Consider the following 25,461-nt stretch of genomic DNA (forward strand, 5'->3'; position numbering starts at 1 on the left):
CGTACCCCCTAGCGGCCCTGCAGTGCCTTCACGTTGTCGCCGAAGGTCCAGTTACGCGAACCGTCCCAGTTGATCGACCAGGTCATCAGGCCCTTGAGCTGCCCGTTGAAGCTGTTCCACGCCTGCGACACCAGCGACGTCGACATGTGGCCGCCACCGGCGCCGACCTGCGCGGGCAGACCCGGGACCTGCTTGTCATAGGGCACCCGGATGGTCACGCCCTGGATGACCAGGCCGTTGTTGAGGCAGGTCGTCTGGGCCACGAAACCCTGGACGGTCCCGGCGGAGTAGGAGTCGCCGGAGCAGCCGTACATGGAACCGTTGTAGTACTGCTGGTTCAGCCACCACAGCCGCCCGTTGTCGGCATATTTCTTGATGATCGGGAGGTAAGCGCCCCAGATCGAGCCGTAGACGACGCTGCCGCCGGTCACGTAGGCCGTCTCGGGAGCCATGGTCAGGCCGAAGTTCGACGGCATCTGCGCCAGCACGCCGTCGATGATGCGGATCAGGTTGGCCTGCGACGCCGACAGCGTGTTGATGTTCCCGCTGCCGGTCAGGCCGGTCTCGATGTCGATGTCGATGCCGTCGAAGTTGTACCGCTTCAGGATCGGCACGATCGTCGCGATGAACTTGTCGGCCACCACGCTCGACGACAGGTCGATGCCAGCGGTGGCGCCGCCGATCGACATCAGGATCGTCGCGCCGGCCGCCTTGGCGGCGCACATCTCGGCGGGAGTGGCGACCTTCACGGTCGCGTCCATGCCGTCCTCCCACAGGACCGTCCCGTCGGAGCGGATCACCGGGAACGCGGCGTTGATCACGTTGTAGCCGTGCTGCTTGATCCGCGCGTCGGTGATCGGGATCCAGCCGAGCGGCGGGTGCACGCCGTTGACCGCGCCGTCCCAGTTCTCCCAGTAGCCCTGGAGCACCTTCCCGGTCGGCTTGCTCTTGACCGCGCAGGTCGGGCCGGCGGTCGGGGTGACGGTCGGCGTCGGCGACGGACTGGGGCTCGGACTGGGCGAAGGCGAAGGTGAAGGTGAAGGTGAACGAGTCGGGGAAGGGCTCGGCGACGGCGAGGGGCTGGGGTTGGTGCCGCCGGGGCCGTCGAAGCTGATGTCGTCGGCGTGGTAGGTGCCCTGGCCGTACCAGCCGTGCAGGTAGACCTGTGCGGAGGTCTGCCCGGCGGCGGTGGTGAAGTTCAGGGTGAGCTGCCGCCAGTCGGCCGAGGAGGTCCAGACGGCGCTGCCGCCCTGAACGCCCAGGTAGACGTAGTTGCCCCGGACCCACGCCGTGACGGCGTAGGCGGTGCTCGGGCGTACCGACACGTTCTGACTGCAGCGGGCGTTGTCAGAGGCGCTGGCCGCGCCGGCCAAAGCTCTCGATCCTGTACGAACTGGGGAGGCCACCACCGATCCGAGGCCTCCCGTACACGTCCAGGGAGACAGCGCCCCCGATTCGAGGCCGGGGTTGGCGAGCAGGTTGGCCGCGTTGGCCTGCGAGGGGATGAAGAGCGCGGCCACCAGGGCCATCACTAAGAACACAGCACGTTTCACGAGGAAACCCTTCTGTCGCCCGGGCAGCGCAGATCACCGGGTGTGGGGTGCGGGCACCGGTGACTGGGGCTCGCGAGCAACAGCAGTCGAATTATCTGACAATGATCGCTCTGGAGTCCATAGCGTGATTTGTCGGACCCGGCTGCCAGACTGCGCGCCATGATCACTGCAGCTGACTACGCCTGGCAGGACGACTGGCAGGAGATCTACACCGTCACCTTCGTGAAGGGCGTCGACGAGAAGGAGGTCCTACGCCGCTACGGCGTGACCGAACCGGGCGAGGTGGCCTACGACGACCTCTACGAGCCCGACGACGAGAGCAGCACGGTCGTCGCCGCCCGCGTCGGCGAATGGGTCCTCGTCCTGGAGATCAACGGCTGGGCGACGATCGACGACGAGTTCTTCGCCGCCCTGTCGGCCGGAGGCGAGGCGGTGACGGTGCTTCGCCACGATTTCAGCTCGTCCGGCCATTTCGCCCACGCCGTCGACGGTGAACTCCGCACCCGGTTCGACCCCAACGACCCGTTCGACCGCAAGGGCGCCGTCCCGGACGCCCTCAACGACGCCCTGCGCGACCTCGGCCTCGACCCCGACGACGAGGACGCGGAATGGGACGACGGCACCGCCGAGGCGCTGGCCCTGGCGAGCCGCGTCACCGGCGTGGTCTTCACCGCCGGGCTCTTCGAGGGTTCCCTGTACGGCGGCATCCTCGAAAGATGACCGGCTCAGACGTAGCCGCCCTCGATGAGGCTGCGTCCGGTGTCGGCGATGACGTCCTCGGTCGGGCGGGGGTTCCAGCCGAGGACGGAGCGGGCCTTGGCGTTCGAGAGGTGGCGGATCTTGCCGACGTTCTTGGCCAGTTCCGCCATCCGGGCGTCGGTCTCGGCCAGCTTCCTGACGACCTCGTCGGGCACCACCTCGGTCGGGGTCCTCGCCCCCAGCCGCTCCCGGAGGACCTGCGCGATGTAGGCCATCGACACCGCGTCACCCGACGCCCCGATGAACCGCTCCCCGGCCGCCTTCGGTGAGGTCATCGCGCGGAGGTGGAGGTCGGCCGCGTCCCGTACATCCAGCATGCCGAACCACATGTTCGGAATGGCCGGTGTGCTCCCGTTGAGCAGCCCGGCCAGGATGCCGATCGAGCTGGCATAACGCGGCCCGAGCACGGGCCCGAAGATGCCCGTCGGGTTGACCACCGTCAGCTCCATGGCCCCCCGGTCGAACGCCCAGGCCGCGCGTTCGGCGATCAGCTTCGACTTCGGGTAGGCCGCGATGTCGCCGTCGGCCCGGGACCAGTCGTCTTCGGTGAAGGCCCGGTCGGTCTGCGGATGGCCGTAGCCGATGGCGGCGAACGACGAGGTCACGACCGTCCGGCGGACGCCCGCGTCACGGGCCGCGCGCAGGACGCGCAGAGTGCCGTCACGGGCTGGAATGATCAGCTCATCCTCGTCGGCGGGCTGGGCCGACGGCAGTGGTGAGGCCACGTGCAGGACGTAGTCGCACCCCGCCACGGCCTCCTCCCACCCCTCATCCGACGTCAGATCGGCGACGATCGACGGCACCCCCTCGACGGGTGTCTTCCGGACGGTGGTCCGCACGTGGTAGCCCGCCTCTTGGGCGGCGGCGATGACGCGGGTGGCGAGGAAGCCCGTCCCGCCGGTAACCAGAACTGTCTCCATGTCCATGACGATACGATAGAAAACGGACAGTCGACAACGCGTTTTCGCTAAGGAGGTCCTCATGCGCAGCCGCCTGACCGAGGAACGGGAACGCGAACTGCTCGGCATCGCCCTGGCTCTGGTCCGCGAGAAGGGCTACGACGAGGTGACCATCGACGACATCGCCAAGGCCGCGCGTGCGAGCACGGCGACGCTGTACCGGCGGTGGGGCGGGAAGGCGAAAATGGTGATCACGGCGGTGAAGGTGAGCAAGCCCGCCGGGCCCGAGGAGATCGACACCGGCTCTCTGCGGGGGGACCTGCTCGCCGCGACTCGACGTGGCACTGTGCCCCGGCCCCTGACGGGGCTGGCTCAGGCGGTGATGCTCGACGACGATCTACGAGCGGCCTTCCACGAGCTGATGATCGAGCCCGAACTCGACGTGCTGCGCCGGGCGCTACGACGTCACGTCGAAGCGGGCGAGATCGACCCGGACAATCCGATCCTGACCATGGTCGACCGGCTGCTCATCGGGCCGCTGGTCGCCGAGGCGCTGTGGCTGGGGGACACGCCGGGCTTGGCCGAGAGGCTGGTCGACGAGGTCGTGCTGCCTCTGCTGGTGCGAAAGGCCTGATGGCCCGGGCGCGCGCATTCCGCGCCGGGACGGCGCGGAAGTAGACCCTGGCGGGTTGACCGTGCTGCCCTTGCGCCGAGTATTGATCACCTGACACATGGGCAGGCCCCTGTCGGTCTGCTGACGCAAGGCCTACTACGCGGGCCGTCACCGCCGGCGCTGCTCGCCGGCCGTCCCCGACGCCCACGGTGGGCCGCGACCGCCGGTTATCTGCTCGGACGGGGACTGGGCGAAGGCCATGCGAAAGACGGCCACCGGTGCGGCCGGAAACTCGGCAGTGATCCTTGAGGCCCTGGAGGGGAGTGCCGTGACGTCCAAGACCCGTCCTTCGCGCGCGCTTGATGATCAAGCCGCAGGGTCTGGACGGCACGAAGGGCCCGGGGGTGGAGCTCCACGTCTGGGGGATCATGTCGACGGGCTTCGTCTGTGTGAGCGTATGCTCCCGCGCCGCTGCGAACCATCCCGAATACCAGAGTCGTCGGGCCGGCGAACCGAGTCCTGCGGCACTGCCGCTCACGGCGTGCGATCAACCGGTTACCTCTCCTGGGCACCAACCCGCCGTTGCGGTCGAGGGAGAGCTACTGTCGGAAGCGGACTTGTCAGTTCTCATGTCTGGTCATGACAGCCCACCCAGATACGGGCTGCCCGGCCATTTCGCTGCCCCGGCCCCCGGCAGTCTCACCGCCAACGCGCCGAACGTGCCGGGACTCAGCCCCCTGCACGCACGGGCAGGAGAGGCCGGATGGCAGCCGAAGACCCACAGCTCACCGATGGACGCGTCAGCACCCGACTGCCGAACGGCGACCAGATCGTCACGATCTCCGGGGAGATCGACCTCCTCACGGCGACGGCCATGCTCGCCCGCTTGCTGAAGGCCGCAGACGAACGGCCGCCCGGTGGTGGCCACGATGTGGTGGCCGACCTGACCGCCGTGACATTCATGGACGCCAGGGGTCTGTGGGCGCTGTTGCACGCCGATCAGCGCATTCGGCGAACGGGTGGGCGACTGCGACTGACAGGGGCAGGCCGAACGGTTGTCCGGCTTCTGGCGATCACCGGTCTCGATCGTCATTTCGGCACGTCCACGCTGACCAGACACGCGGCCGAGTTCCCGGCAGGCTCATGACCATTCCGTCTGCGGGTTCAGGACGATTTGAGGCCCGTGGCGGTGATCGGGACCAGTACCTTCTTCCCGGTCAGCCGGTCGGCCAGAGCGGACAGGCCCGCCAGAGCGATCGCCGACGTCGGCTCGGTGTAGACGCCCGAGAGCCGAAGCCGCTCGTGGGATTTCCACAGGGCGGTGTCGTCCACGGCCAGAACGTCGGTCGCGTGCGCGAGGATGGCCCGGCCCCTGGGTGGGTGGGCGATCTTGATGCCCTCGGCCGCCGTGTCGCCCACGACGACCTCGACCGGTTCGGGCCCGTCGGTCACCAGAGGAGTGCAGGCCGTCGACTGGATCGCGTAGATCTCGGTCACCCGGTCGGTCAGGCCCGCGTCGCGGAGTTCGGCGAAGCCGTGGGCGATGCCGAGCATCAGGGTGCCGGCCCCGACCGGCAGCACGACCGCGTCGGGCACGCCCGTCTGCTCCCACGCCTCGAACGCGAAGGTCCTGGTCCCGCTGATGAAGAGTGGGTGCCAGGCGTGCGAGGCGTAGACGTCGCCGGTCGTCGAGGCGTGCTGGATGGCGGCGTCGGCCACCGCTTGGCGGGTGCCGGGGACGGCGTGTAACTCGGCACCGTAGGCGGCGATCTGCCGCAGTTTGCCCGGGGACGCGGCGGCCGGCGCGAAGACGTGGCATTTCAATCCGGCTCGCGCGCTGTACGCCGCCAGCGACGCCCCGGCGTTCCCCGAGGAGTCGATCACGACGGACGTCGCGCCATGGGCCTTGAGCCAGGACACGAGCACGGCCGTGCCCCGGTCCTTGAAGGAGCCCGTCGGCAGGGCGCCCTCCAGCTTCAGCGTCAGGTCGACACCGTCCCACGGCAGGCGCACCAGCGGGGTGACCGGTTCCCCTAGCGAGACCGGTTCGGAAACCGGCAGCCAGTCGAGGTGACGCCACACACCCTCCCCCGAAGGGGAGCCGTCGAGTGGGACGCGCGGCACGTCCACCACACCCCCACACGAGGGGCAGGCCCAGGCCAGAGGATCGACGACCAGGTCACAGGAGGAGCAGCGCAGGTCCATCGGATCAACGTACCTATGACCCGGCCTCCACTGCCAAGGCATTCGCGCGCACCCCCGTACACGAAGAACCGGCCGTGAGCCCCCCGGGCTCACGGCCGATCTATCCAGCGAAAGTGGTCGCTAGTTGATGATGAACTGCGTCCCCGGCTGGCGGACGATGTCGCCGTCGGCCGAGTTGGTGATGGTCACGTTCGTGAGGGTCGCCGTGCCGCGGGCGCCGGACATCGCCAGGATGCCCGCGCCGTTGTTGGACTTGTCGATCTTCACGTTGGTGATCTGGGCGGTGACCTCGCCGCCACCCGTCTTGAACTGGATGCCGTCGTAGGTCGAGTCGAAGATGTCGGTGTCCCGGATGGTCACGCCCGGGATGCCGGTCGCCTGGGCGAACAGGGTGATCGCGCCGAACTCCTGGTCTTCGTTCCAGAACGCCCCGCCGGTCCGGTAGAGGCCGTTGTTGGCGATCAACGTCTGCCCGCTGAAGGGGATCGGGTCGTGGTCGGTCGCCAGCATGATGCCGGGGTAGTTCGCGGTGTCGTAGATCAGGTTGTTCTCGATCTTGTTGCCGAAGCCGCCGTAGACGGCGATGCCGTTGGCGCGCCAGGGCAGCTGGATCGTGTTGTTGGTGAAGCTGTTGTTGGAGCCGATGTCGACCGAGACGTCCTTGACGTACTTGGACGCCCACACGGCCAGCGCGTCGTCGCCGTTGGTGCGGAACGAGCTGTTGAACACCTTGGAGTTGCGGGTGCCGTTGGCGAAGTTGATGCCGTCGGCGTAGGTGTTGCGGATGCGCATGCCGGTGAACTCGACGCCGTTGCCGGGGCCCCAGAGCTCAGGGATGTTCGAGTAGTCGCGGCCGGCCCAGACGCCCACGTTGGCGTGCTCGATCCAGACGTTGGTGATCTTGGTGTTGACGCCGAACCGGCCGTTCAGGCCGACGCCGCCCTCAGCACCGCCGGGTCCGCCGCGGATGCGGCCCGAGCCGAAGATCGCGATGTCCGAGATCTGGGTGTTGCTGTCGATGTCGAAGCCGAAGTTGCCCTCGTGCGGGTGGTTGATGCCGCCCACGACGAGGTGCGGCTCGGTGAGCGTGTAGAGCTGCGAGTGCCACATGCCGGCGCCGCGGATCGTCACGTTGCTGATGCCGACCTGGTTGTGGGTGCCGCGGTTCAGCGGGTCGTCGGTCAGGATCTTCTGCTCCTGACGCCACTGGCCCGCCGGGATCCACACGCAGCTGATGACGCCGTTCTGGTCGTCGGTGACCGCGCGCTGGATCGCCTGGGTGTCGTCCAGGCCGTCGTTTGCGACGGCGCCGTAAGTGGTGATGCTGGTGCAGCCCGCCGGCTGGCTGGTCGGGGCCGCGACCTGCTCCAGGTCGATCAGGTCGATGATGTAGAACGACGCGTCGTCGGAGGCGTCCCGCTGGAGGCGGAACTTGGTGCCGACCGGGTAGCTCTGCGAGAGCAGGGCGTTCGACTCGTCGAACAGGCGCCGCGCGTCGGTGCCGGGGCTGTTGCTGAGGCCCTCGGGGTCGTCGGTGGTGCCGTACAGCCAGGAGTGCTTGGAAGACAGGGTGATCTTCCGGTTGAACGTGCCGTTGATGTAGAGGCTGATCGTCTTGTCCTGGCCGCCGCCGCTCGCGGCGTCCGGGATGGAGTTGCGGATGACGATCGAGTTCGACGGCACGGTCGAGGTGAACTCGACGTACTGGCCGGTGCTGTTCAGGCGGACCGAACTGCGGCCACTCGACTCCGTGGCGAAGTTGGTGTGCCCGAAGGTGCGCAGCGCGTCGGCGGTCAGGACCGTCCCGTTGTGCACCGCGGCCTCGGCCTCGTATTCGGTGTAGGGCACCGCGGCGCCGCGTCCGACCACGATGGCCTGCGTGAACGTGTTGTTCGACTCGTTGGTCTCGGCGACCGTGCCGGTGGCGTCCGCCGTGGCGGTGATGGTGGCGCCGCCGGAGGTGGCCGTCCAGGTGCCGGTGATCGCGACGGTGGCGGTGGCCCCGGCGGCGATCGACGCGGTGCTGGTGTTCAGGGTGGTCGAGCCGACCTGGACGCGGGTGGTGCTCGCGCCGCTGGCGGTCGTGCCGCGGTTGTTGACCGAGACGGTGAAGCTGACCGCCGAGCCGACGGCCGGGTTGGCCGGGGCGGAGGTCACGCCGGTGATCTGCAGGTCGGGGCCGGGGGCCTGGGAGACCTGGAGCTGGGTCGGCGCGGTGAAGGTGTTGTTGGTCTCGTTCTGCTCGAACACCGTGTTGTCGGGGTCGACCGTGGCGGCGACCGCGTAGGTGCCCTGCGGACGGGTGCCGACGCTCTGGGTGAACGTGGCCTGGGCGCCGGCCGCCAGGGCCGGGATGCCGGCCGTGCCGACGAGGCTGCCGCCGACGATGACGTTCACGCTGTCGGCCGCCGACGCCGCGGTGCCACTGTTGCGGACGGTCCCGGAGACGGTGATCGCCTGGACCTCGCTGGGCGCGGTCGGCGTCCAGCTCAGCGCGGTGACCTCGAGGTCGGGGTTGGGAGCCGGGGTGCCGAACACCTGGAACTCGGCGATCTGGCCCGCCGGGGCGCCGGTGTTGCTGGTGATCCGGATCTGCACGTCGGCCGTGGACGCGGTGACCGGGATCGTCACCGTGTTCTGCGCGGCCGGGTTGAACGTGTAGTTCGTCGCGCCGACCAGGCTGGTGTAGGTGGTCGAGGCCTGGTCACGGCCGAAGACCTGGATGTTCTGCGTACGTGAGCCCCACGCCGACGACGGGTTGAGCTTCAGCACCACCGACGTGACGCTGGCGTTCGCGCCGAGCTTCACCGTGAGCACGCTCGGCCAGACGCCCGACGCGCCCTCCCAGTAGGTGTCCAGGTTGTTGTCGTTGGCGTTGGCCGCCACGAACGAGTGCACGTGGCCCGACTCGGTGATCTCCTTGCCGGTGGCCAGGTTGCTGCCCGGCGGGTTGGAGCCCGGACGGGTCACCGAGTTGCCGAGCGCCGAGAAGTTCCCGGCCGCGTCGCGGGCCCGCACCTGGTAGGAGACGGTCGCCGTGGCGGGCTGGTTGTCGGTGTAGGTCAGCCCGGTGACGGTGGTGACCGAGGTGCCGTTGCGGAACACCTCGTAGCCGGTGACGGCCACGTTGTCGGTGGAGGCGTTCCAGGCCAGCCTGATCTGGCCGCTGGCCGGCTCGGTGTAGACGAGGTTGCCGGGCACGGTCGGGGCCTGGGTGTCGCCACCCGGCGTACCGGTGCGGGTCACCGTGTTGCTGTTGCCGGAGTTGTTCCCGGCGGCGTCCCTGGCGCGCACGGTGTAGCTCACCGTGGCGGTCGAGGGCTGGGTGTCCGTGTACGTCAGCACGTTGCCCGCGACAGTGGTGATGGAGGTCCCGTCGCGGAAGACCTCGTAGCCGGTCACCCCGACGTTGTCGGTCGAGGCGCCCCAGGCGAGCCGGATCTGGTTGTTGGCCGGCTCGGTGTAGCTCAGCGTGCCCGGCGTGGTGGGCGCCTGGGTGTCACCGGGCGTCGTGGGGCCGTACACCTCGAACTCGGAGATCTGCCCGGCCGCCCAGCCGGTGTTGCCGGTGATGTTCAGGCGGACGTACCGGGTGGAGGTCGCGGTGAAGTTGATCGTCACCGTGTTCGCGCTGGACGGGTTGAAGACGTAACCCGTCGACCCGACGATGTCGGAGAAGGAGCTCCCGTTCGAGCTGCCCTGCACCGCGAGCGTCTGGGTGCGCGTGGCCCAGCCGGAGGCCGGCAGCTTCAGCACCACCCGGTTGATCGAGGTGGACGCGCCGAGGTCGACCTGGAGCCACTCGGGGAAGATGTTGTTGATGCTCTCCCAGTAGGTGCCCTGGTTGCCGTCGTTCGCGTTCGAAGCCACGTAATTCTGCGACACGGAGCTGCCGCTGATCGGACGGCCCGAGGCAAGATTGCCACCGGTTCCGGTGCCGCTGGTGCCGTAGATCTCAAACTCTGAGATCTGGGCGGCCGGCCAGCCGGTGTTGGCGGTGACGTTGACCCGCCAGTAGCGGTGCGTGGCCGATCCGAAGTTGATCGTGACCGCGTTGCCGGTGGACGGGTTGAACGTGTAGTTCGCCGAGGCCACGACGTTGGAGAAGGAGTTGCCGTCGGCGCTGCCCTGAACGGTCAGGGTCTGCGTGCGGGTCTGCCAGTCGCTCGGCGCGGGCACCTTGAGCACGATCTGGTCCACGGCGGTGGCACTGCCGAGGTCGATGCGGGCCCACTGCGGGAAGCTGTTGTTGACGCTCTCCCAGTAGGTCGACTGGTTGCCGTCGTTCAGGGCGGAGGCAGACTGACCTGCGGTGGAGCTGGATACCGCAGCGGCTTTGCCTAAGGACAGGTTGGGTCCGCCTGCGGCGGACGCGGGTGCGGCGAGGAGTCCAGACGCAACTAGGCCGGCGGCGACAACGGTCGCCACCAGCCTGAAGGGTCCGTGCAGCTTTCTCATTCGCGTTCTTCAATCTCTCGTCAGGGTCGACATGGGGAGACGGGTGAGACACGGATGGGGGGTGGAAGCACGGACGCAGTGCATTCCCTGGAGAGTTGCGAGAAACAGAGAGAAATTAAACGTCTATTTGCAAGATTCTTGCGTAGCGCTGGTCGAATGTTACATACGTGCTACGGGGCCGTCAATGTTCCAGTCACCTGCGGATGAAGCCGCTGCGATACGCCCACACGACCGCCTGGGTCCGGTCGCGGACGCCGAGCTTGGCGAGGATTCCCTTGATATGGGTCTTGACGGTCTCGACCGAGACGTTCACCGCGGCGGCGATCTCGGCGTTGGACCGGCCGTCGGCGAGCGCGCGCAGCACGTCGGCCTCCCGGTCGGTCAGCCCGTGCCCGGCCGGGGCTCCGGCCAGCTGCTGATCACGCGGGTGGCCTCGACGCCGTCGTGACCGGGCATCCGGACGTCCATCAGAATCACCGCAGGACAATGGAGTCTGGCCTGGTAGACGGCGGTCAGCCCGTCGTCGGTCATGTCGGGCTCGGCGCCGAGCAGCACCGTCAGCGCCTGGCGCACCAGCGGATCGTCGTCGGCGACGACCAGCCTGATCACGCCGGCAGAACCGCCCGCACGACGAACCCCGCTCGCGTCGGCCCGGCCCGGAAGGTCCCCCGCTCGGCCTCGGCCCGCGCCCCGCATGTTCGCCGGCCCGCGCCCCGGCACGGGCTCAGCGAAGCGCCCCTCGTTGGTCATCTCGATCCGGACACCGGCCCCTTTCCGGGCGATGACGACGGAGTACCCGGCCGCCGCGTTGACCGAGAGCAGCGCCCCTTCGAACACCAGCAGCGCCATCGGCGCCTTGGTCCGCCACAGGAACCCCGCCGCCGTGTTCTTTCCGCTGCCCTATCTGCTCGATTCGCTGGAGAATCTTTCCGAGGACGCCCCGCTCGCCGCCAATTACGCCTCTCAAGGCGCTTTGGTGCAGGCCGCTTTCTACGCCCACATCGTTTCGGCGGGACCGCGCTGCTGCCGGGGATGTCGAAAGACATCGCCAGTGGGCCACGCGCGCGTTCGCGCTGACCTATGCGGGGGTCACTCTGCGGTTGTGGCTGCTGGTGCTCATGCCGGCGCTGGGGTCGTTCGAGGCGGCGTACAAGATGGTGCCTTTCTCTGCTGGGTGCCGAACCTCATCGTCGCCGAATGGCTCATCAGGAAATCCCGTAGATCGAGAGGAACAGCCGCAGCCGTGGCACGTCTTCCTGTGTGAGGAGCCGGTCGAGCATGGCGATGGCGGGCGCCCGGTCGCGTCCGGCGAGGCGTTTGCGCAGCAATGGCGGCACGGCCCGGTTCAGTTCGGTGAAAGCGAGTGCGCGGATGTCGCCGTCGGCACGTTCGGCGATGTCGAGGAGGCGCACGACGGCCTCGTCGTCCTCGGCGGATGGGCGGAGGCTGGTGCGCCAGGCCGCGATGGCCGAGATGCCGGCGGCGAGGGAGGAGATGAGGGCGCTCATCGAGGTCACCACCCCTGAGCCGACGCCGAACGACGTCATCGTCTGCGACGTCAGCGTCCCGAAGGAGATGACTCCGGAGATGACGACGAGCACGAGGATGAGATAAATCGTTAAGTTCGACCGCATTTGATCAGGTTATGATCGAAGACATGATCGTTGGAAAGGACGACACCACCTACATCTGGTGAGTGTCACGCCGCAGCGAGACGCTGCCGCCATCCGCGAAGAATGGCTCAGGATCGCCCTGTCGACCGAGCCCGCCGACCGTCCGGAAGCCGAGTCCGCCATCGCGGGCCTCTACCGGCTGAACGGTCTCCCGCCGCCCAGATTCCACTGGGTCTCCTCACCGGCCGTCGCGGCCGAGTTCCTGCCACCGGGCGTGCGGAATCCGCGCGAGGTGCTCACGCGCCGGTTCCGCTCTCATTTTCAGGAGACGCGGGCCGGAGTGGTCCCGGAGATGAGCGAGATCAGCGAGCCCGACTGGGCGGGGACTCTGCAGGTGGGCAGCGCGCTGGCGGCCAGCCGCCTGCCCTTCAGGCTGGTCGTGTATGACCACGACCGCCGCTGGAACCCCCTCGGCACCATGGCTCGGCTGTCCACCTATGAGGCCATGTCGTGGGTGCCCCGGTCCGAAGGACTGGACCTCTGGGCCCGGGTGGTCCGGGCAGGCGGCTGGTGGCTGCCCTACGACCGCCAGTGCGTCGTGGCGGACCGGCCGAAGGCCGTGCACACCGAGTCGGGCCGAGGTGACACCGTCGTCGTCCACAACGCCGACGGGCCCGCGGTCGTCTATCGCGATGGCTGGCCCTGCTACGCCTGGCACGGCGAGCCGGTGCCGAGCTGGGTGATCGAAGGCCCCACGGTCGAGCGGATCCGCTTCGAACCGTCGCCGGGGTTCCGCCGCGCCGCCATCGAACGGCTGGGGTGGGGCGAATACATCGCCCGGGCAGGGCTCCCCGCGATCTCGGCCGCACCCGACCCTGGCAACGACGCCGAGCTGCGCCTCTACCAGGCGGAAGGTCTCCGGGTTCTGCTTGCCGTCAACGGCACGGTCGAACGCGACGGCACCCGGCGACGCTACGCCCTCCCCGTGCCACCCCGGATGAACGACCCCGTCGAGGCCGCCGCCTGGACCTACGGCCTCACCGCCGACGTGTACGCCCAACTCGTGAGGAGGACATGATGATCACGCTGAACACCCTGACCACCCGGACCGGACACACCTTCGACGACCATCTCGACCGCACCCTGACCATCCCCGTCCTCGGCGGGATCCAGGCCCAGGGCGACCTCATCGTCATCCCGGCGGACCTGCTGCCCGGCGTCCCGCAGCCCGTCGAAAAGTGGGAGTGGGTGCCCGCCGAGGGCAGCGTGCTGCTCGACGGGGTCCACCCGCACATGCTGTTCGCCGAACCGGGCACCTGCCGTTTCAGGGGCTTCCCCGTGAGCCTGATCTTCGTGGACTGGACCGTGTTCGAGGCCACGGCACCCGTCTATCTGATGCATCCGGAGCACGGGGCGACCGGACTCGCGCCGGGGAGGTACACGGCCCGCCGCCAGCGCGAATGGCGGGCGAACGCCTTCCAGGCCGTCTGCGACTGATCACCGACTCCGGGCGGACCGGCACGTCCGGTTCGCCCGGAGTCCTATCGTGTCCCGGTGCCTGACTTCCTCACCGAGACCCGCGCCGGATACGACGCCCTCGTCGCCGAATACGTCGAACTCTTCCCCACCGTCACCGAGCCCGAGGCGGTCGCCCTGGCCCGCTTCGCCGAGGCGGTCCCGCCCGGCGCGGTCCTGGAGGCCGGGAGCGGCACCGGCCGGGTGACGGGGTGGCTGCACGCGAAGGGCCTGGACATCTCGGGCGTCGAACTGTCGCCCGGAATGCTGGCCGTCGCCCGAGCGGCATTTCCTGACATCGACTTCGCCGAGGGAGACCTGCGCTCCCTCGGCCGGGCCGACGCCTCACTGGCCGGTCTGGTCGCCTGGTATTCGCTCATCCACATCCCCGCCGACCTCCACCCCGGCGTCTTCGCCGAGTTCCACCGGGTGCTGCGGCCCGGTGGCCTGCTCCTCACCGGGTTCCAGGTCGGCGACGAGATCGCGCGCATCCGTGACATCGACTTCCACCGCCTCGACCCCGGCCGCGTCGCCACCCTGATCGAGGAGGCGGGCTTCGAGGTGGTCGCCTCAGCCATCAGAGAGCCGGTCGGGACGGAGTCGACCATGCAGGGCTGGCTGATGGCCAAGCGCTGATCGGTTAATTGTCGGTGATCAGCGTGATCCTGGTCGAGAAGGGCACCGTGGTTCCGGCCGGGGGGTCTTGCCGGGTGACGTACCGCGACTCGTCGGCCATCGTCACGTCGGTGCGGTCGAGCAGCCAGTAGCCCGATCGCTGGAGGCGTTCGACGGCCTCCGCCCAGGTCGTGCCGGTCACGTCGGGCAGGGTTCCACCCTTCTTGACCAGGAGTTCTCTGGCGTCGGCGCGGTTGGCGTAGTAGGTGTCGACGGATCCGATGAGGACGCTGCCGCCACCGCCCAGGATGAGGGTCGCGAGGACTATGCCCATGATCACGGAGGAACGGTCACGCTCGCGGAGCGGTGGTGCGGTGTCGTTCATGGTGACAATCTGACGGTGTTGGGGACGGTCGGAAACACCCGTTACCGAATCGGCATTTGCCCGATGATGACAGTCGCGTCAAGCTCCTCTGAAGACGTGACCAGCGGCTCCAGCCCGGCATCCAGCAGCGCCGCGCACGCGCTCGCCGCCTGCTCGTCGGAGGTCTCGACGAGCACGGATCCGCCCGGCGCCAGCCACTCGGGCGCCTGCCGGAACACCCGTCTGATCAACTCCAGCCCGTCTTCGCCTCCGTCGAGCGCCACGAGGGGTTCGTGCAGGCGCGCTTCCAGCGGCAGGAAATCGACCTCTTCGGTCGGTACATAGGGGGCGTTCGCCACAAGTACGTCGACGCGGCCCCGTAGGCAGAGGGGGAGCGCCTGATAGAGGTCGCCTTGGTGGACCAGCGCCCCCGGCAGGTTCCGCCGGGCGCACGCGACGGCGGCGGGGTCGATGTCGGCGGCGTACAGCATGATGTCGGGAACCTCGGCGGCGACGGCGGCGCCGACGGCCCCGCTCCCGCAGCAGAGGTCGACGACGACCGATCCGGCGCGGGCCAGCGCGACGGCCTCGCCGGCCAGGAACTCGGTCCGGCGGCGGGGCACGAACACCCCGGGATCGATGAGAACGCGCAGGTCACGGAATCGGGCCCAGCCCAGCACCTGTTCGAGGGGGAGCCCGGCCACCCGGTCGACGACCATGCGGCGCAGCTGGGCGGGGGATTCGGCGGTGGCGAGGATCAGCCGCGCTTCGTCTTCGGCGAAGACGCAGCCCGCGGCGCGGAGCTCGGAGACGACGGACGAGAGGAACACGAGACCTGCCTTCCTTGGCGGAACTGGGCGGGAATGGGTCTCACCTCCTCGTCATGGGACCTACGAAACGCCATCACCCTACCGCACGCCAGGCAAAGCGTCTGAAAATCGGTGGGCGAATTGTGCGGTGATCTGTACCGTCTTTAATGTCGGTTCGTGGATGGCGCGGGTCGAAGACAATCGGTTATCGATTCTGGATCGAGAGGTCGCGGGTTCGAATCCCGCCCGGGGTGCCACATGCCCTGGTAGCTCAGCGGACAGAGCACTTATTCCGGTTGACACAACATATCCGCGCCATTCCCGGCCGGCGCCAGGACGGGTCGAAGCAGATCGGTTATCCCAAACAGCAGGTTGCGGGTTCGAGCCCTCGCGCCCTCGCCTAATTGAGGGCTAGCTCAAATGGCAGAGCAGCTGAAACACGGTCCGCATCCCCATATCCGTCCACCTTTTCGTTCCGGAGGAATCGCCGTGAAGAACATCCGTGACCCCCTTTCCGACTATGGCCCCGGCAAGGTGCGCAACGCCGCCGGCGGCGTCGTTTTCGAGAAGGACCTGTGGCAGCGGGTCGAGGACTTCCTCATTCTCGGTACGACCGGCGGCACCTACTACGTCGACGCCGGCAAGCTGACCGACATCAACGTCGGCGTCATCTACAAGGCGCTGAACGCCGACGGCCCGCGCGTGGTCGAGATGCTCACCGAGATCTCCACCGCCCGGCCGCCCCGCGCGCCCAAGAACGGCCCGGCCCTGTTCGTGCTCGCCGCCGCCTACGCGCGCGGCGACGAGGCGACCCGCCGGGCCGCCAAGTCGGCGCTGCCCAAGGTCGCCCGGACCACCGACCACCTCGCGACGTTCTTCGGCTACTACAAGAACCTCGGCGGCAAGCGGACCGCGCGGGGCACGGCCCCCGTCATGGGCCGCTCCCTGCGGACCGCCTTCGGCTCGTGGTTCCTCCAGGGCGAGGCCGACGACGTGGCGTTCCGGGTCTGCAAGGCGGGTCAGCGCAAGACGCCCTCGGGTGAGTCGTTCGCACTCCGTGACGTGCTGCGGATGGCCCACCCGGCGGGCGACACCGACCAGCGCAAGGTGCTGTTCGGCTGGATCGCCGGCAACGTCGGCGACGACGTGGCCCGCCGGGCGCTGCCCTCGGTCGACCGGTTCCTCACCGCGAAGGCGGTGACCACGGTCGACGAGGCGGTCCGCCTCGACGTGCCGTGGGAGTTCCTGCCCGACGCGATGCTCACCGAGCCGAAGGTCTGGGACCACCTCGTCGACACCCTCGGCCTGACCGCCCTGCTCCGCAACCTCGCCCGGATGACCCGCATCGGCACGCTCGTGCCGCTCGGTGACGCCACCCGGCGTACGGCCGCCCGGCTCACCGCGTTCCACCAGCTCCGCAAGGCGCGGATCCACCCGCTGGACGTCTGGCTGGCGATGCGCGTCTACGGTTCCGGCCAGGGCCGTAACGGCGCGTCGTGGACCCCGGTACCGGCGATCATGGACGCGCTGGAGGAGGCGTACGAGAAGTCCTTCGGTTTCGTGAAGCCGACCGGCAAGAAGTTGCTGGTGGCGGTCGACTCGTCCGGTTCGATGACCTACCAGCAGTGCGTGGTCGGCGGCTCGCCCGTCGGTACGCCCTACGAGGTCGGCTCGGCCATGGCGGTCATGCTGGCGCGCATCGAGAAGGGCGGTGTGCACGCCATCGAGGTCGACACCCAGGTGCACGCCTCGAAGGTGACCGCGCGGACCAACCTCCGCGAGATCGCCAAGTGGCGTCCGTCGGGCGGCGGCACCGACCTGTCGCTGCCGTTCCGCCACCTGCTCGGCGAGCGCATGCGCGTCGACGGCGTGGTCGTCTTCACCGACAACGAGACGTGGGCGGGCCGGGGCACCCCGGCCGACACGCTGGCGCGCTATCGCAAGACGGTCAACCCGGACACCCGGGTGGTCGTGGCGGCCATGACGGCGGCCGGTTACTCGATCGCCGACCACCTCGACCCGAACGCGCTCAACGTGGCAGGCCTCGACGCGTCGCTGCCGCTCATCGTGAACGGCTTCATCCGCTAGCGGGCCCGCTGGAAGGCGCGTCCGGCCCGGGTCGCGGCGCCGTCCTCGGTGAACAGACCGCTGTTGGGTTCGGCCTCCTTGGCGGGGAGGCCGAACCACGCGTACCGCTGCACGTAGGGCAGGGACGCGAGCATCTTCGACGAGGCGGCGAGGAACGCGGCCTGCTCGGCGTCGGAGGCGTACTTCGAGCCGTTCGAGAAGTCGATCAGGGCGTATTCGGTCAGCCAGATCGGCTTCTTGTAGCGCTGGTAGACGTTCTGGAGATAGCTCTTGAGCTGCTGCGTCGCGGCGGCGGCGCGGAAGTCGCCGCCATACCAGTGCAGCGTGACGAAGTCGACCCGGTAGCCGTTGGCCTTGGCACCTTTCATGAAGCGGTCGAGCCAGCCGCCCGGGGTGTCCCCGCCGAACGCGACGCCGGGGGAGCCGAGAACCTTGCCGGCCTTCTGGAGCTGCGGCCAGAGTTCCAGGGCCCGCTCGACGGTCATGTTCGCCTGCCCGGCCAGGTCGGGCTCGTTGAAACTCAGCAGGTAGGGGCCCGCCTTCTTGGCCGCGCTCAACTGCTCGGGCGTGACACTGTCCGCGCCCCAGATCATCGGGACGAACTCCACGTTCCTGGGAGTCTGTACGCCGTTCTGGTGACTCGCCCAGGTGTAGTACCAACGCGCGCCCGACTTGGCGAGCGAGGTGCTGACCCCGTTCATGGGCCAGACGCCCACCCCCTTCTTCGCCGAAGCCGGGGCGGGTGGCGGCGGGGGCGGTTGCACCGTTTTCGACGGTTTCGGAGAGGGTTTCGGGGAGGGCTTCTTCGAAGGGCTCGGGCTCGGCTTCGGCTTCGGGGAGGACTTCGCCGACGGCGTCTCGGTGACCACCACGGCCGGAGGTGGAACGGCGATGGGTTTCGGCGGTTCGGTGGTCGTCCAGGGCTGCAGGACGAACGCTCCCGTCGCCACCGCCGCCACGCCCGCCGCCGCCGTGAGGGGCGCCCAGACGCTCTTGGCCGCCACGGCGGTCGCCTTGATCGCCACCGGCGCGAGGAGCTTGGACACCACGAACCCGGCCGGTACGGCCACCAGCGGCAACCCGAGCAGCAGCCGCTCCAGGGGAACCATGCCCTGGGTGCGGCGGCCGCAGTTCGTACACCCCCGGATGTGCCGGGCGAATCGTTTCCGCCACAGGGGCGACGGCACGCCGTCCCAGCCCAGGAACATGCCCCTGAGCTCGCCGCACTGCGCCGGCGCGTTCAGGCAGCGGACGACGGTCTGCGCGACCTCGATCTGCTCCTTCATCCGCTGCACCCGCACGGCCGCGTGCTTGGCCGAGATGCCCAGCGACGACGCCAGGTCGGCCCGGCCCAGCTCTCCGGTCTCCTCCAGCCACCACAGCGACAGCAGCGCCCGGTCGTCGGGATCGAGCCAGCGCGTCGCCTCGGCGACCTCACGCCGCTGGTCGGTCAGGCCGAGCTGGAGGATGGTCACCCCGGCGAAGTCGGAGGCGGGGTCGGCCACCTCGGTCGCCGTGTCGAGGTCGGTGCGGCGGTGCTGCGCGGTGCGCTTCTCGGCCTCGTGGTCGCGTACCTGCCGGACCGCGATCGCCACCAGCCACGACCGGTAGGCGTCGATGTCCCGCAGCCCCGGCAGGCCGCGGACCATCCGGATCAGAGTCTCCTGGACGACGTCGTCGGTGTCGTTGTGACCGTTCAGGGCCCGGCCGACGATGTTGTAGACGAGCGGCAGGGAGTCGGCTACCAGGCGATCGAGGGCAGCCTGGTCTCCGTCGCGTGCCGCCGCGACCATCGACGTGTCGGGCCCGCTCCTCGCTGGCATGCTGCTTCCCCTTCTGAGGGTCGTGCTTCGGAGACCCCACGCCGGAGCCTGGGACAACGAAATCTACTGAACCTTTTTGGGTGATTTTTGTTGTTCTGCTGTGACCTGCGGGTCTCCAGTTACAGGAGCAAAGCTCTCGGACCAACCATCCCGCACAGAGGACACAAAAACCGCATGAATCACCGCAAAAGCCTCATGGCCTCCGGCGCCCTCGTCGCCGTGCTGGCCGGATGCCTCGCCGGTACCTCGGCGGCCAACGCGGCGCCCGAGCCCATGAAGGGTTCGATCAGCGCCTCCTCCTACGAGCGGGCCGACCTGGCGGCCACCGCCGCCGTGGACGGGAAGACCACCACACGCTGGTCGAGCAAGTTCGCCGACCCCCAGTGGCTCCAGGTCGACCTGGGCAAGGCCACCAAGATCAGCAAGGTCGTGCTGAACTGGGAGGCGGCGTTCGCGTCGGCCTTCACCATCCAGACCTCCGACGGCGGCGGCCTGTGGGACGACGCCACCCCTGTCACCCGCGGTGTGCGGGGCCTCCAGACCCTGGACGTGACGGCCACCGCCCGTTACGTCCGCCTCCACGCGACCAAGCGCGCCACCCAGTACGGCGTCTCCCTGTGGGAGTTCGAGGTGTACGGGACCGGATCGGGTCCCGTGGCCTCGCCGTCTGCCACTCCCAAGCCTTCGCAGACCCCGACGACTCAGCCGACGGTCCAGCCCGGCGGTGACCTGCCGGTCGGGCCGGTTCCCGCGGGCGCGGTGCGCGTCGCCGAGTTCGTCGCCGAGTGCCCCTTCAGCCACCGCCTGCCGGACGACCCGATCGTCATGCCCGGCCTGGCCGGCGGCTCCCACATGCACAGCTTCATGGGCAGCGAGATCACCGACGCGAACACCAACCTCGGCGACCTGCTGACCGGCACCAGCACCTGCGAGCCGAAGGTGGACCTGTCGTCGTACTGGGTGCCGACCCTCTACAACGGCGACACCCCCGTCGAACCGAGCAGCGCGACCTTCTACTACCTCGGCGAGGGCGTCAGCGAGGCGCTCCAGCGCCAGACCCGCGCGTTCCCGCAGGGCCTGCGCGTCGTCGCCGGCAACGCCAAGGCCACCGCCGCCGACGGCACGAGCTCGGCCCGCTGGTCGTGTCTGCACGCGGGGCATGTGGGGGCGTCCAAGAACTTCGTGAACTGCCCCGCCGGCACCAAGCTGGAGACCTACCTGGACTTCCCGCACTGCTGGGACGGCAGGAACCTCGACAGCGCCGACCACAAGTCGCACCTGTCCTACCCGCAGGGCAACGCGTGCCCCACGACCCACCCGGTGGTCGTCCCCAAGGTCCGGATGGTCCTGCGCTACCCGGTCAACGGCGACCCGTCGGCCTTCCGGCTCTCGTCGGGCCCCGGCTACACGATGCACGGCGACTTCTTCAACGCCTGGCCCGTGGCCGAGATGGAGCGCCGCGTCCGTGACTGCATCCGCCCCAAGGTCAAGTGCGGCCCCGACGGGACCGCCTAGAACTCACGAGAAGGGACGCTGAAGTGCGACTGACATCTGGCGCACCCTGGGTTGTCGCGCTCGCGGCCCTTCTGGTGACCGGCTGCGCCGCCCCGCGTATAGAAAGTCCTGCCGTGGCGGCGGCGCAGCCCACTTCGGCCGCGTCCAATCCGACGTTCAATCCGACCGATATGGCGTGGATTCAGCTGGAGATTCCGCTGACCGAGTCGGTCCTGGCCCTGACGGATTTGGCTCCCACGCGCACGGGGAACCCGTCTGTGCTGGCCCTGGCATCGAAGGTCGCGGCGGACCAGCGGCAGCAACTTGCGGGACTAAAGGGGTTGTTGAGCGAAGCGGGACTTCCGTCGACAAACGTCCACGAGGGTCATGACATGCCCGGTATGGTAACCGCGAGCGACCTGTTGATCGCGCAACAGCTCAACGATGGTCCGTTCGACAAACTGTTCCGGAAACACCTCACGGACTTCCTGACCCAGTCCCTGCTGGTCGCGAAAGGCGAACAGACATCCGGCGCGAACGAGTCGACGAAGCGGTACGCCAAAGACCTGTCGGTGGCCCGCGGCGCGACTCTGGCCGGCCTGAAATGACGACGCACTGGGAGTCCCTCCTCCGCCCCCCGGCGGACGCTCAATGGGCGTCCCTGCTGGAGGGCGACGCCCCCTCAACGGGCACCATGCACCCCGTCGCGGCTATTTCGCCGCATCAGGCTGGCGGTTCTCCGATGGATATCCCGCGCCCCGTCCCCTCCGCCCCACGTCACCGAATCGGCGGCCCGCCGTCCGGCAGCCCGGCACGGGCGCCGCTCGCGCCCCGGATCAGGACGGGCGGTTTCGTGGCCGGGCTGCTCTGGTCCGGGGCCCTTCTGGCGACGGCCAAGTGCTGGGTCGACCTGCCCGGCGTGGCCTCCACCACCGACGGCCTGGCCTGGCTCGGCCGCCTGACCGGCCTGCTCGCCGGCTACGGCGCGGCGATCCTGGTGGCCCTGATGGCCCGCGTCCCCTTCCTGGACCGCACCATCGGCTCCGACCGCCTGTCCCGCTGGCACGCCCTGGGCGGCCGGGGAACTTTGGCGTTGTCGGTCGCGCACATGGTCTTCGCCATGTCCGCCCACGCGGTGAGATCGGGCCTGTGGGAGGGCACGTTCGGTCTCGTCCTGTACGGCCCCGGGATCCTCGAAGCGACGATCTCGCTGGCGTTGCTGCTGGGTGTGGGCCTGATCTCGGCACGGGCGATCCGGATCAGGATGTCGTACGAGGCCTGGCACTACGCCCACTTCCTCACCTACCTGGCCATCTACCTGGGCTTCGCCCACCAGCTCACCGGCCCGTCCTTCGGGGGCGTCGGCGCGTGGGCGTGGCGGGGCCTCTATATAGGTGTGGCCGTGCTCCTCATCTGGAACCGCTTCGCCGTGCCGGTGATCCGCTCGCGCCGCCATCGCCTTCGCGTGGCTGGGATCCGGCGTGAATCCGCGGACGTGGTCTCCGTCTACATCGCCGGCGACGACCTTGAGCGGTTGGGCGCCGAGCCGGGCCAATTCTTTCGCTGGCGCTTCATGGCCAAGGGCATGTGGTGGGCCGCGAACCCCTACTCGCTGTCGGCGGTCCCGAACAGCCGCCACCTGCGCATCACGGTCAAAGCGGCCGGCTCCCACAGTCGCGCCCTGCTTTCCCTGGCGCCCGGAACCCGCGTCTGGGCGGAGGGCCCGTATGGCGCGCTTACCGCCGCCCGGGGACGTTCGGACAAGATCCTGCTGATCGCGGGAGGGGTGGGCATCAGCCCGCTACGGGCGTTGTTCGAGTCGATGCCCGGCCGAGTGACCTTGCTCTACCTGGCCCGCACGGTCGAAGACCTGGTTTTACGCGGTGAACTCGACGCCATCGCGGCGGCCAGGGGCGCGCGGGTCCACTACACGATGAACGAGGACCTGACGGTTCCCCTCACGGGACGCTCGTTGTCACGCGCCATTCCGGATCTGCCGGACTACGACGTGTTCGTGTGTGGGCCGCGAGGCATGACCCAGAAGGCGCTCAACGCGTTGCGGCGTGCGGGCGTGCCGAAGCAGCAGATCCATTTGGAGAACTTCGACTTCTAGCCGCATTGATCTATCGCGAAAAGCGTGGTGCGGCTGTCGTGTTGTGTCGCATTCTGCGGCCAGTCGGACACCGAGAACCGCCCGCAGAGTACCAACGCTCTGTTCCTATGCAAGGCCCACGCCGCTGCATTCCCTTGTTTGCAGGAATTTGAGAGCGCTAAGTACCTGTACATTGGTCATGAGCGTAGTCGAGTCTCTTCGCCAGGCCCGACATTTCGCCGCAGGTAGGAGCGCTACGGGGGTGGTAGCCCGGGGTGCTCCTACCATTTTTTTCGCCGCCTCTCCGCGCGTTCCGGCCGCTGGAGCCAACTGATGCTCGTGGTCACGTGCAGATACGCTAGTGGACGAAGACATTGCCTTTCTATCGATGAATATGTCCCTCCCTACCAAGGGGCAACGAAAGTCCGGTGGAATGGCGTGAGGGCCTGGCGAAAGGGCTGCAGCATGCGACGAAGTGAGCACTATGTGATTTGGGCCGGTGCCCTGATCGTATTGGCTGTGGTCGGGTTGGCCGGTTATGTCGTCACCCAGCTCGCCACTACCGAACCGGTGGTCATAGCCGGTGTCTTCGGCGGGGTGGCAGCCCTTCTCGCGGCCATCCCACCGATCATCAAGGCGTTGCGGGGGCGGCCGTGAAGCGAAACCCCAAGTCCTCAGCGGCGATCGCATCAGAGATGAGCGGAGTCGCCCTCGGCGCGGGTGGTGTCCGCCACGGGAGTTTCTGGAAAGAACTCGATTCCCAAGGGCGGGCACTGCTGATGGAACGTGGACGTTGGCGCGCTTACGCTCCTGGTGAGGTCATCTATTACCAGGGCGGGACCGGCAGTGACGTCGTCGTTCTTCAGGCCGGCTACGCGAAGGTCGTCACCCAAGTCGGCGATCGACAGGCGTTGGTGGCGATTCGTTGTCCCGGCAATGTCCTCGGTGAGAACGAGACTCTCCAGCGTGGCGGAACCACCATCCGGCCGCATACGGCGCAGGCGTTGGCTGAGCGCACCATCGGGCTGCATATCGACGCGGGAGTCTTCAGATCATTCTTGGACGCTCATCTTCCCGGATGGGGTGCCCTTTCGCGTGAGCTTTCGAACCAGCGGAGCGAGGCTGAAATCCGCATAGCCGGTCTTGCGATCGATGCGGCCAACCGGAGGCTTGCGCGGGCGCTGTGCACCCTCCTCGACCACGAGGCCATCAGGCGGGACGGTGCCGGCCCCATCATGATCGAGCTCAGCCAAGGCGACCTGGCCTCCTGGATCGGGACTTCAAGGGAGACCGTGGAGCGCACGCTGCAGAGCTGGCGCAGGAGAGGCATCGTCTCCACCGGCTATCGCAGCATCACGGTCCGACGATCTGCCGAGCTCTACCGGATCGCCGGAGACTCGGCCGGGGTCGGGTTCGCGTCGTCGGGCCTGGCGGGCTGACCCAGTCCGAATTTCGCACTTGCGCTGTCAAGGAACCTGGGTGATCCTTCTCTTAGGAAGGTTTCTTTATAGAAAGCTTAAGTCCGCGGCCGTCACCCCGCGTTCCCAAAGCTGATCTTCCGTCATGGGCTCCGGCTCTCCTCATGAGGTGGCCGGAGTTCGCGTATCCGCTCCACGGAGGAGAGCCAGGTGTTACGTAACAAGGTGGCCGCAGCCGCCGCCGGTCTGATGGCCGGCTCGCTGCTCGTGATCCTGCCGTCCGCGCCCGCCAGCGCCCACGGCACCATGTCGAACCCCCCGAGCCGGGTCTACCAGTGCAAGAACGAGGGGCCCGAGTCGCCCGACTCGGCCGCCTGCGCCGCCGCCGTGGCGGCGGGAGGCACCCAGGCCTTCTACGACTGGAACGAGGTCTCCCTGCTGGAAGCGGGAGGCCGCCATCGCCAGCTCATCCCCGACGGGAAGCTGTGCAGCGCGGGCCGGGACAAGTATCGCGGTCTCGACCTCCAGCGCACTGACTGGCCCGCGACGTCGTTCTCGGCGGGGCCGCGCACCATCACCTACCACGCTACGGCGCCGCACTCGAACAGCAACTTCGAGTTCTACATCACCCGTGAGGGCTGGAACCCGTCGCAGCCGCTGCGGTGGTCGGACCTGGTGCACATCCAGACGTTCAACAACTTCAACCCGACGACGTTCACCAACTGGACGATCAACATCCCGCAGCGGACCGGCCGCCACATCCTCTTCTCGATCTGGCAGCGCGTGGTCGGCTCGAACGAGGCGTTCTACACCTGCTCCGACGTGGCCTTCTCCGGCGGCACCAACCCGACCCCGACGCCGACCCCCACGCCCACGGCAACGCCGACGCGGACGCCGACCCCCACGCCCACCCCGACCGTGACGCCGACGCAGAACCCCGGCGGAACCTGGGCGGCGGGCGTCTCCTACCAGACCGGCGCCCGGGTGACCTACGGCGGTCTCACCTACCAGTGCCGCCAGCCGCACACCTCGCTCGTCGGCTGGGAGCCCCCGAACGTGCCCGCCCTGTGGCTGCGCGTCTGATCTCGTGAGTGAACGCGGGCCGCGTCCGGAAGGGCGCGGCCCGCCGTCGAAGGAGGCGGG

General features: G+C 68.5%; 23 protein-coding genes. 13 read left to right on the plus strand and 10 right to left on the minus strand.

Features of this window, described 5'->3' with window-relative positions; genetic code table 11:
• Window positions 1–8: 8 nt before the first annotated feature.
• Entirely contained in the window at window positions 9–1,553 is a 1,545-nt protein-coding gene (locus AW272_RS02155; protein WP_245657159.1) for a glycosyl hydrolase family 18 protein, read from the minus strand.
• 159 nt (window positions 1,554–1,712) lie between these two features.
• Here AW272_RS02155 and AW272_RS02160 point away from each other — a divergent pair, with 159 nt between their 5' ends.
• Complete coding sequence (locus tag AW272_RS02160) at window positions 1,713–2,273, plus strand: DUF6461 domain-containing protein (protein ID WP_066360528.1); 561 nt, start codon at window positions 1,713–1,715, stop codon at window positions 2,271–2,273.
• A 5-nt stretch (window positions 2,274–2,278) separates the two neighbouring features.
• Here the strand turns inward: AW272_RS02160 and AW272_RS02165 are convergent, their stop codons facing one another.
• On the minus strand, window positions 2,279–3,232 hold the full coding sequence (locus tag AW272_RS02165; protein WP_066361190.1) for an NAD-dependent epimerase/dehydratase family protein: 954 nt from the start codon (window positions 3,230–3,232) through the stop codon (window positions 2,279–2,281).
• A 61-nt stretch (window positions 3,233–3,293) separates the two neighbouring features.
• Here AW272_RS02165 and AW272_RS02170 point away from each other — a divergent pair, with 61 nt between their 5' ends.
• Window positions 3,294–3,845 carry a TetR/AcrR family transcriptional regulator gene (locus AW272_RS02170; protein ID WP_066360529.1) on the plus strand — a complete coding sequence of 184 codons (552 nt, stop codon included), beginning with the start codon at window positions 3,294–3,296 and terminating at the stop codon, window positions 3,843–3,845.
• 742 nt (window positions 3,846–4,587) lie between these two features.
• Window positions 4,588–4,971 (plus strand): STAS domain-containing protein, encoded by a 384-nt coding sequence (locus AW272_RS02175; RefSeq protein ID WP_066360532.1) that lies wholly within the window; start codon window positions 4,588–4,590, stop codon window positions 4,969–4,971.
• Window positions 4,972–4,988: 17 nt separating this feature from the next.
• Here AW272_RS02175 and AW272_RS02180 read toward each other — a convergent pair whose 3' ends face one another.
• From AW272_RS02180 to AW272_RS02195, 5 genes are all read right to left on the minus strand, one after another.
• Window positions 4,989–6,029 carry a pyridoxal-phosphate dependent enzyme gene (locus AW272_RS02180; protein WP_066360534.1) on the minus strand — a complete coding sequence of 347 codons (1,041 nt, stop codon included), beginning with the start codon at window positions 6,027–6,029 and terminating at the stop codon, window positions 4,989–4,991.
• A gap of 120 nt (window positions 6,030–6,149) precedes the next feature.
• Window positions 6,150–10,487, minus strand: coding sequence for a galactose-binding domain-containing protein (locus tag AW272_RS02185; RefSeq protein WP_066360536.1), 4,338 nt, complete (start codon window positions 10,485–10,487; stop codon window positions 6,150–6,152).
• A 193-nt stretch (window positions 10,488–10,680) separates the two neighbouring features.
• Window positions 10,681–10,851, minus strand: coding sequence for a response regulator transcription factor (locus AW272_RS45905; protein ID WP_369408710.1), 171 nt, complete (start codon window positions 10,849–10,851; stop codon window positions 10,681–10,683).
• 17 nt (window positions 10,852–10,868) lie between these two features.
• Complete coding sequence (locus AW272_RS45910; RefSeq protein ID WP_066360538.1) at window positions 10,869–11,336, minus strand: response regulator transcription factor; 468 nt, start codon at window positions 11,334–11,336, stop codon at window positions 10,869–10,871.
• Between the two features lie 356 nt (window positions 11,337–11,692).
• Window positions 11,693–12,121, minus strand: coding sequence for a hypothetical protein (locus tag AW272_RS02195; protein ID WP_066360540.1), 429 nt, complete (start codon window positions 12,119–12,121; stop codon window positions 11,693–11,695).
• 58 nt (window positions 12,122–12,179) lie between these two features.
• On the opposite strand from AW272_RS02195, the gene AW272_RS02200 reads away from it, so the two are divergent.
• Genes AW272_RS02200 through AW272_RS02210 form a run of 3 tightly spaced genes read left to right on the plus strand, consistent with a single transcriptional unit; the run spans window position 12,180 to window position 14,251 of the window.
• Window positions 12,180–13,178: a DUF6745 domain-containing protein gene (locus AW272_RS02200; RefSeq protein ID WP_083957838.1), complete on the plus strand. Its 999-nt coding sequence runs from the start codon at window positions 12,180–12,182 to the stop codon at window positions 13,176–13,178.
• A complete protein-coding gene (locus AW272_RS02205; RefSeq protein ID WP_066360548.1) occupies window positions 13,175–13,597 on the plus strand; it encodes a DUF8820 family protein in 423 nt (140 codons plus the stop codon). The genes AW272_RS02200 and AW272_RS02205 overlap by 4 nt, the downstream gene beginning before the upstream one ends.
• A gap of 57 nt (window positions 13,598–13,654) precedes the next feature.
• Window positions 13,655–14,251, plus strand: coding sequence for a class I SAM-dependent DNA methyltransferase (locus AW272_RS02210; RefSeq protein ID WP_066360550.1), 597 nt, complete (start codon window positions 13,655–13,657; stop codon window positions 14,249–14,251).
• 4 nt (window positions 14,252–14,255) lie between these two features.
• On the opposite strand, the gene AW272_RS02215 is transcribed toward AW272_RS02210, so the two are convergent.
• Together AW272_RS02215 and AW272_RS02220 are read right to left on the minus strand one after the other, a co-directional pair.
• On the minus strand, window positions 14,256–14,615 hold the full coding sequence (locus tag AW272_RS02215; protein WP_066360558.1) for a PASTA domain-containing protein: 360 nt from the start codon (window positions 14,613–14,615) through the stop codon (window positions 14,256–14,258).
• A 41-nt stretch (window positions 14,616–14,656) separates the two neighbouring features.
• The gene (locus AW272_RS02220) at window positions 14,657–15,424 is read right to left on the minus strand and encodes a putative protein N(5)-glutamine methyltransferase (protein WP_066360560.1); all 768 of its coding nucleotides are present in this window, start codon (window positions 15,422–15,424) and stop codon (window positions 14,657–14,659) included.
• Window positions 15,425–15,892: 468 nt separating this feature from the next.
• Between AW272_RS02220 and AW272_RS02225 the strand changes: the two genes are divergently transcribed.
• Window positions 15,893–17,491, plus strand: coding sequence for a TROVE domain-containing protein (locus AW272_RS02225; RefSeq protein WP_066360561.1), 1,599 nt, complete (start codon window positions 15,893–15,895; stop codon window positions 17,489–17,491).
• Here AW272_RS02225 and AW272_RS02230 read toward each other — a convergent pair.
• Entirely contained in the window at window positions 17,488–19,314 is a 1,827-nt protein-coding gene (locus tag AW272_RS02230; RefSeq protein WP_066360563.1) for a sigma-70 family RNA polymerase sigma factor, read from the minus strand. The two genes, AW272_RS02225 and AW272_RS02230, sit on opposite strands and share 4 nt — an antisense overlap.
• 174 nt (window positions 19,315–19,488) lie before the next feature.
• Between AW272_RS02230 and AW272_RS02235 the strand changes: the two genes are divergently transcribed.
• The 6 genes from AW272_RS02235 to AW272_RS02255 all read left to right on the plus strand — a co-directional run bounded on the left by AW272_RS02235 (window position 19,489) and on the right by AW272_RS02255 (window position 25,401).
• Complete coding sequence (locus tag AW272_RS02235) at window positions 19,489–20,829, plus strand: DUF1996 domain-containing protein (RefSeq protein ID WP_066360564.1); 1,341 nt, start codon at window positions 19,489–19,491, stop codon at window positions 20,827–20,829.
• 113 nt (window positions 20,830–20,942) lie between these two features.
• Window positions 20,943–21,416, plus strand: coding sequence for a DUF305 domain-containing protein (locus AW272_RS02240; RefSeq protein ID WP_083957842.1), 474 nt, complete (start codon window positions 20,943–20,945; stop codon window positions 21,414–21,416).
• A gap of 134 nt (window positions 21,417–21,550) precedes the next feature.
• Entirely contained in the window at window positions 21,551–22,921 is a 1,371-nt protein-coding gene (locus AW272_RS02245; RefSeq protein ID WP_083957844.1) for a ferredoxin reductase family protein, read from the plus strand.
• A gap of 444 nt (window positions 22,922–23,365) precedes the next feature.
• On the plus strand, window positions 23,366–23,557 hold the full coding sequence (locus tag AW272_RS41685) for a hypothetical protein (protein WP_157518182.1): 192 nt from the start codon (window positions 23,366–23,368) through the stop codon (window positions 23,555–23,557).
• A complete protein-coding gene (locus AW272_RS02250; protein ID WP_157518185.1) occupies window positions 23,554–24,339 on the plus strand; it encodes a Crp/Fnr family transcriptional regulator in 786 nt (261 codons plus the stop codon). The genes AW272_RS41685 and AW272_RS02250 overlap by 4 nt, the downstream gene beginning before the upstream one ends.
• A 189-nt stretch (window positions 24,340–24,528) precedes the next feature.
• A complete protein-coding gene (locus AW272_RS02255) occupies window positions 24,529–25,401 on the plus strand; it encodes a lytic polysaccharide monooxygenase (protein ID WP_066360570.1) in 873 nt (290 codons plus the stop codon).
• Window positions 25,402–25,461 lie beyond the last annotated feature (60 nt).

It is taken from the genome of Herbidospora mongoliensis (assembly GCF_001570545.1).
Classification (GTDB): domain Bacteria; phylum Actinomycetota; class Actinomycetes; order Streptosporangiales; family Streptosporangiaceae; genus Herbidospora; species Herbidospora mongoliensis.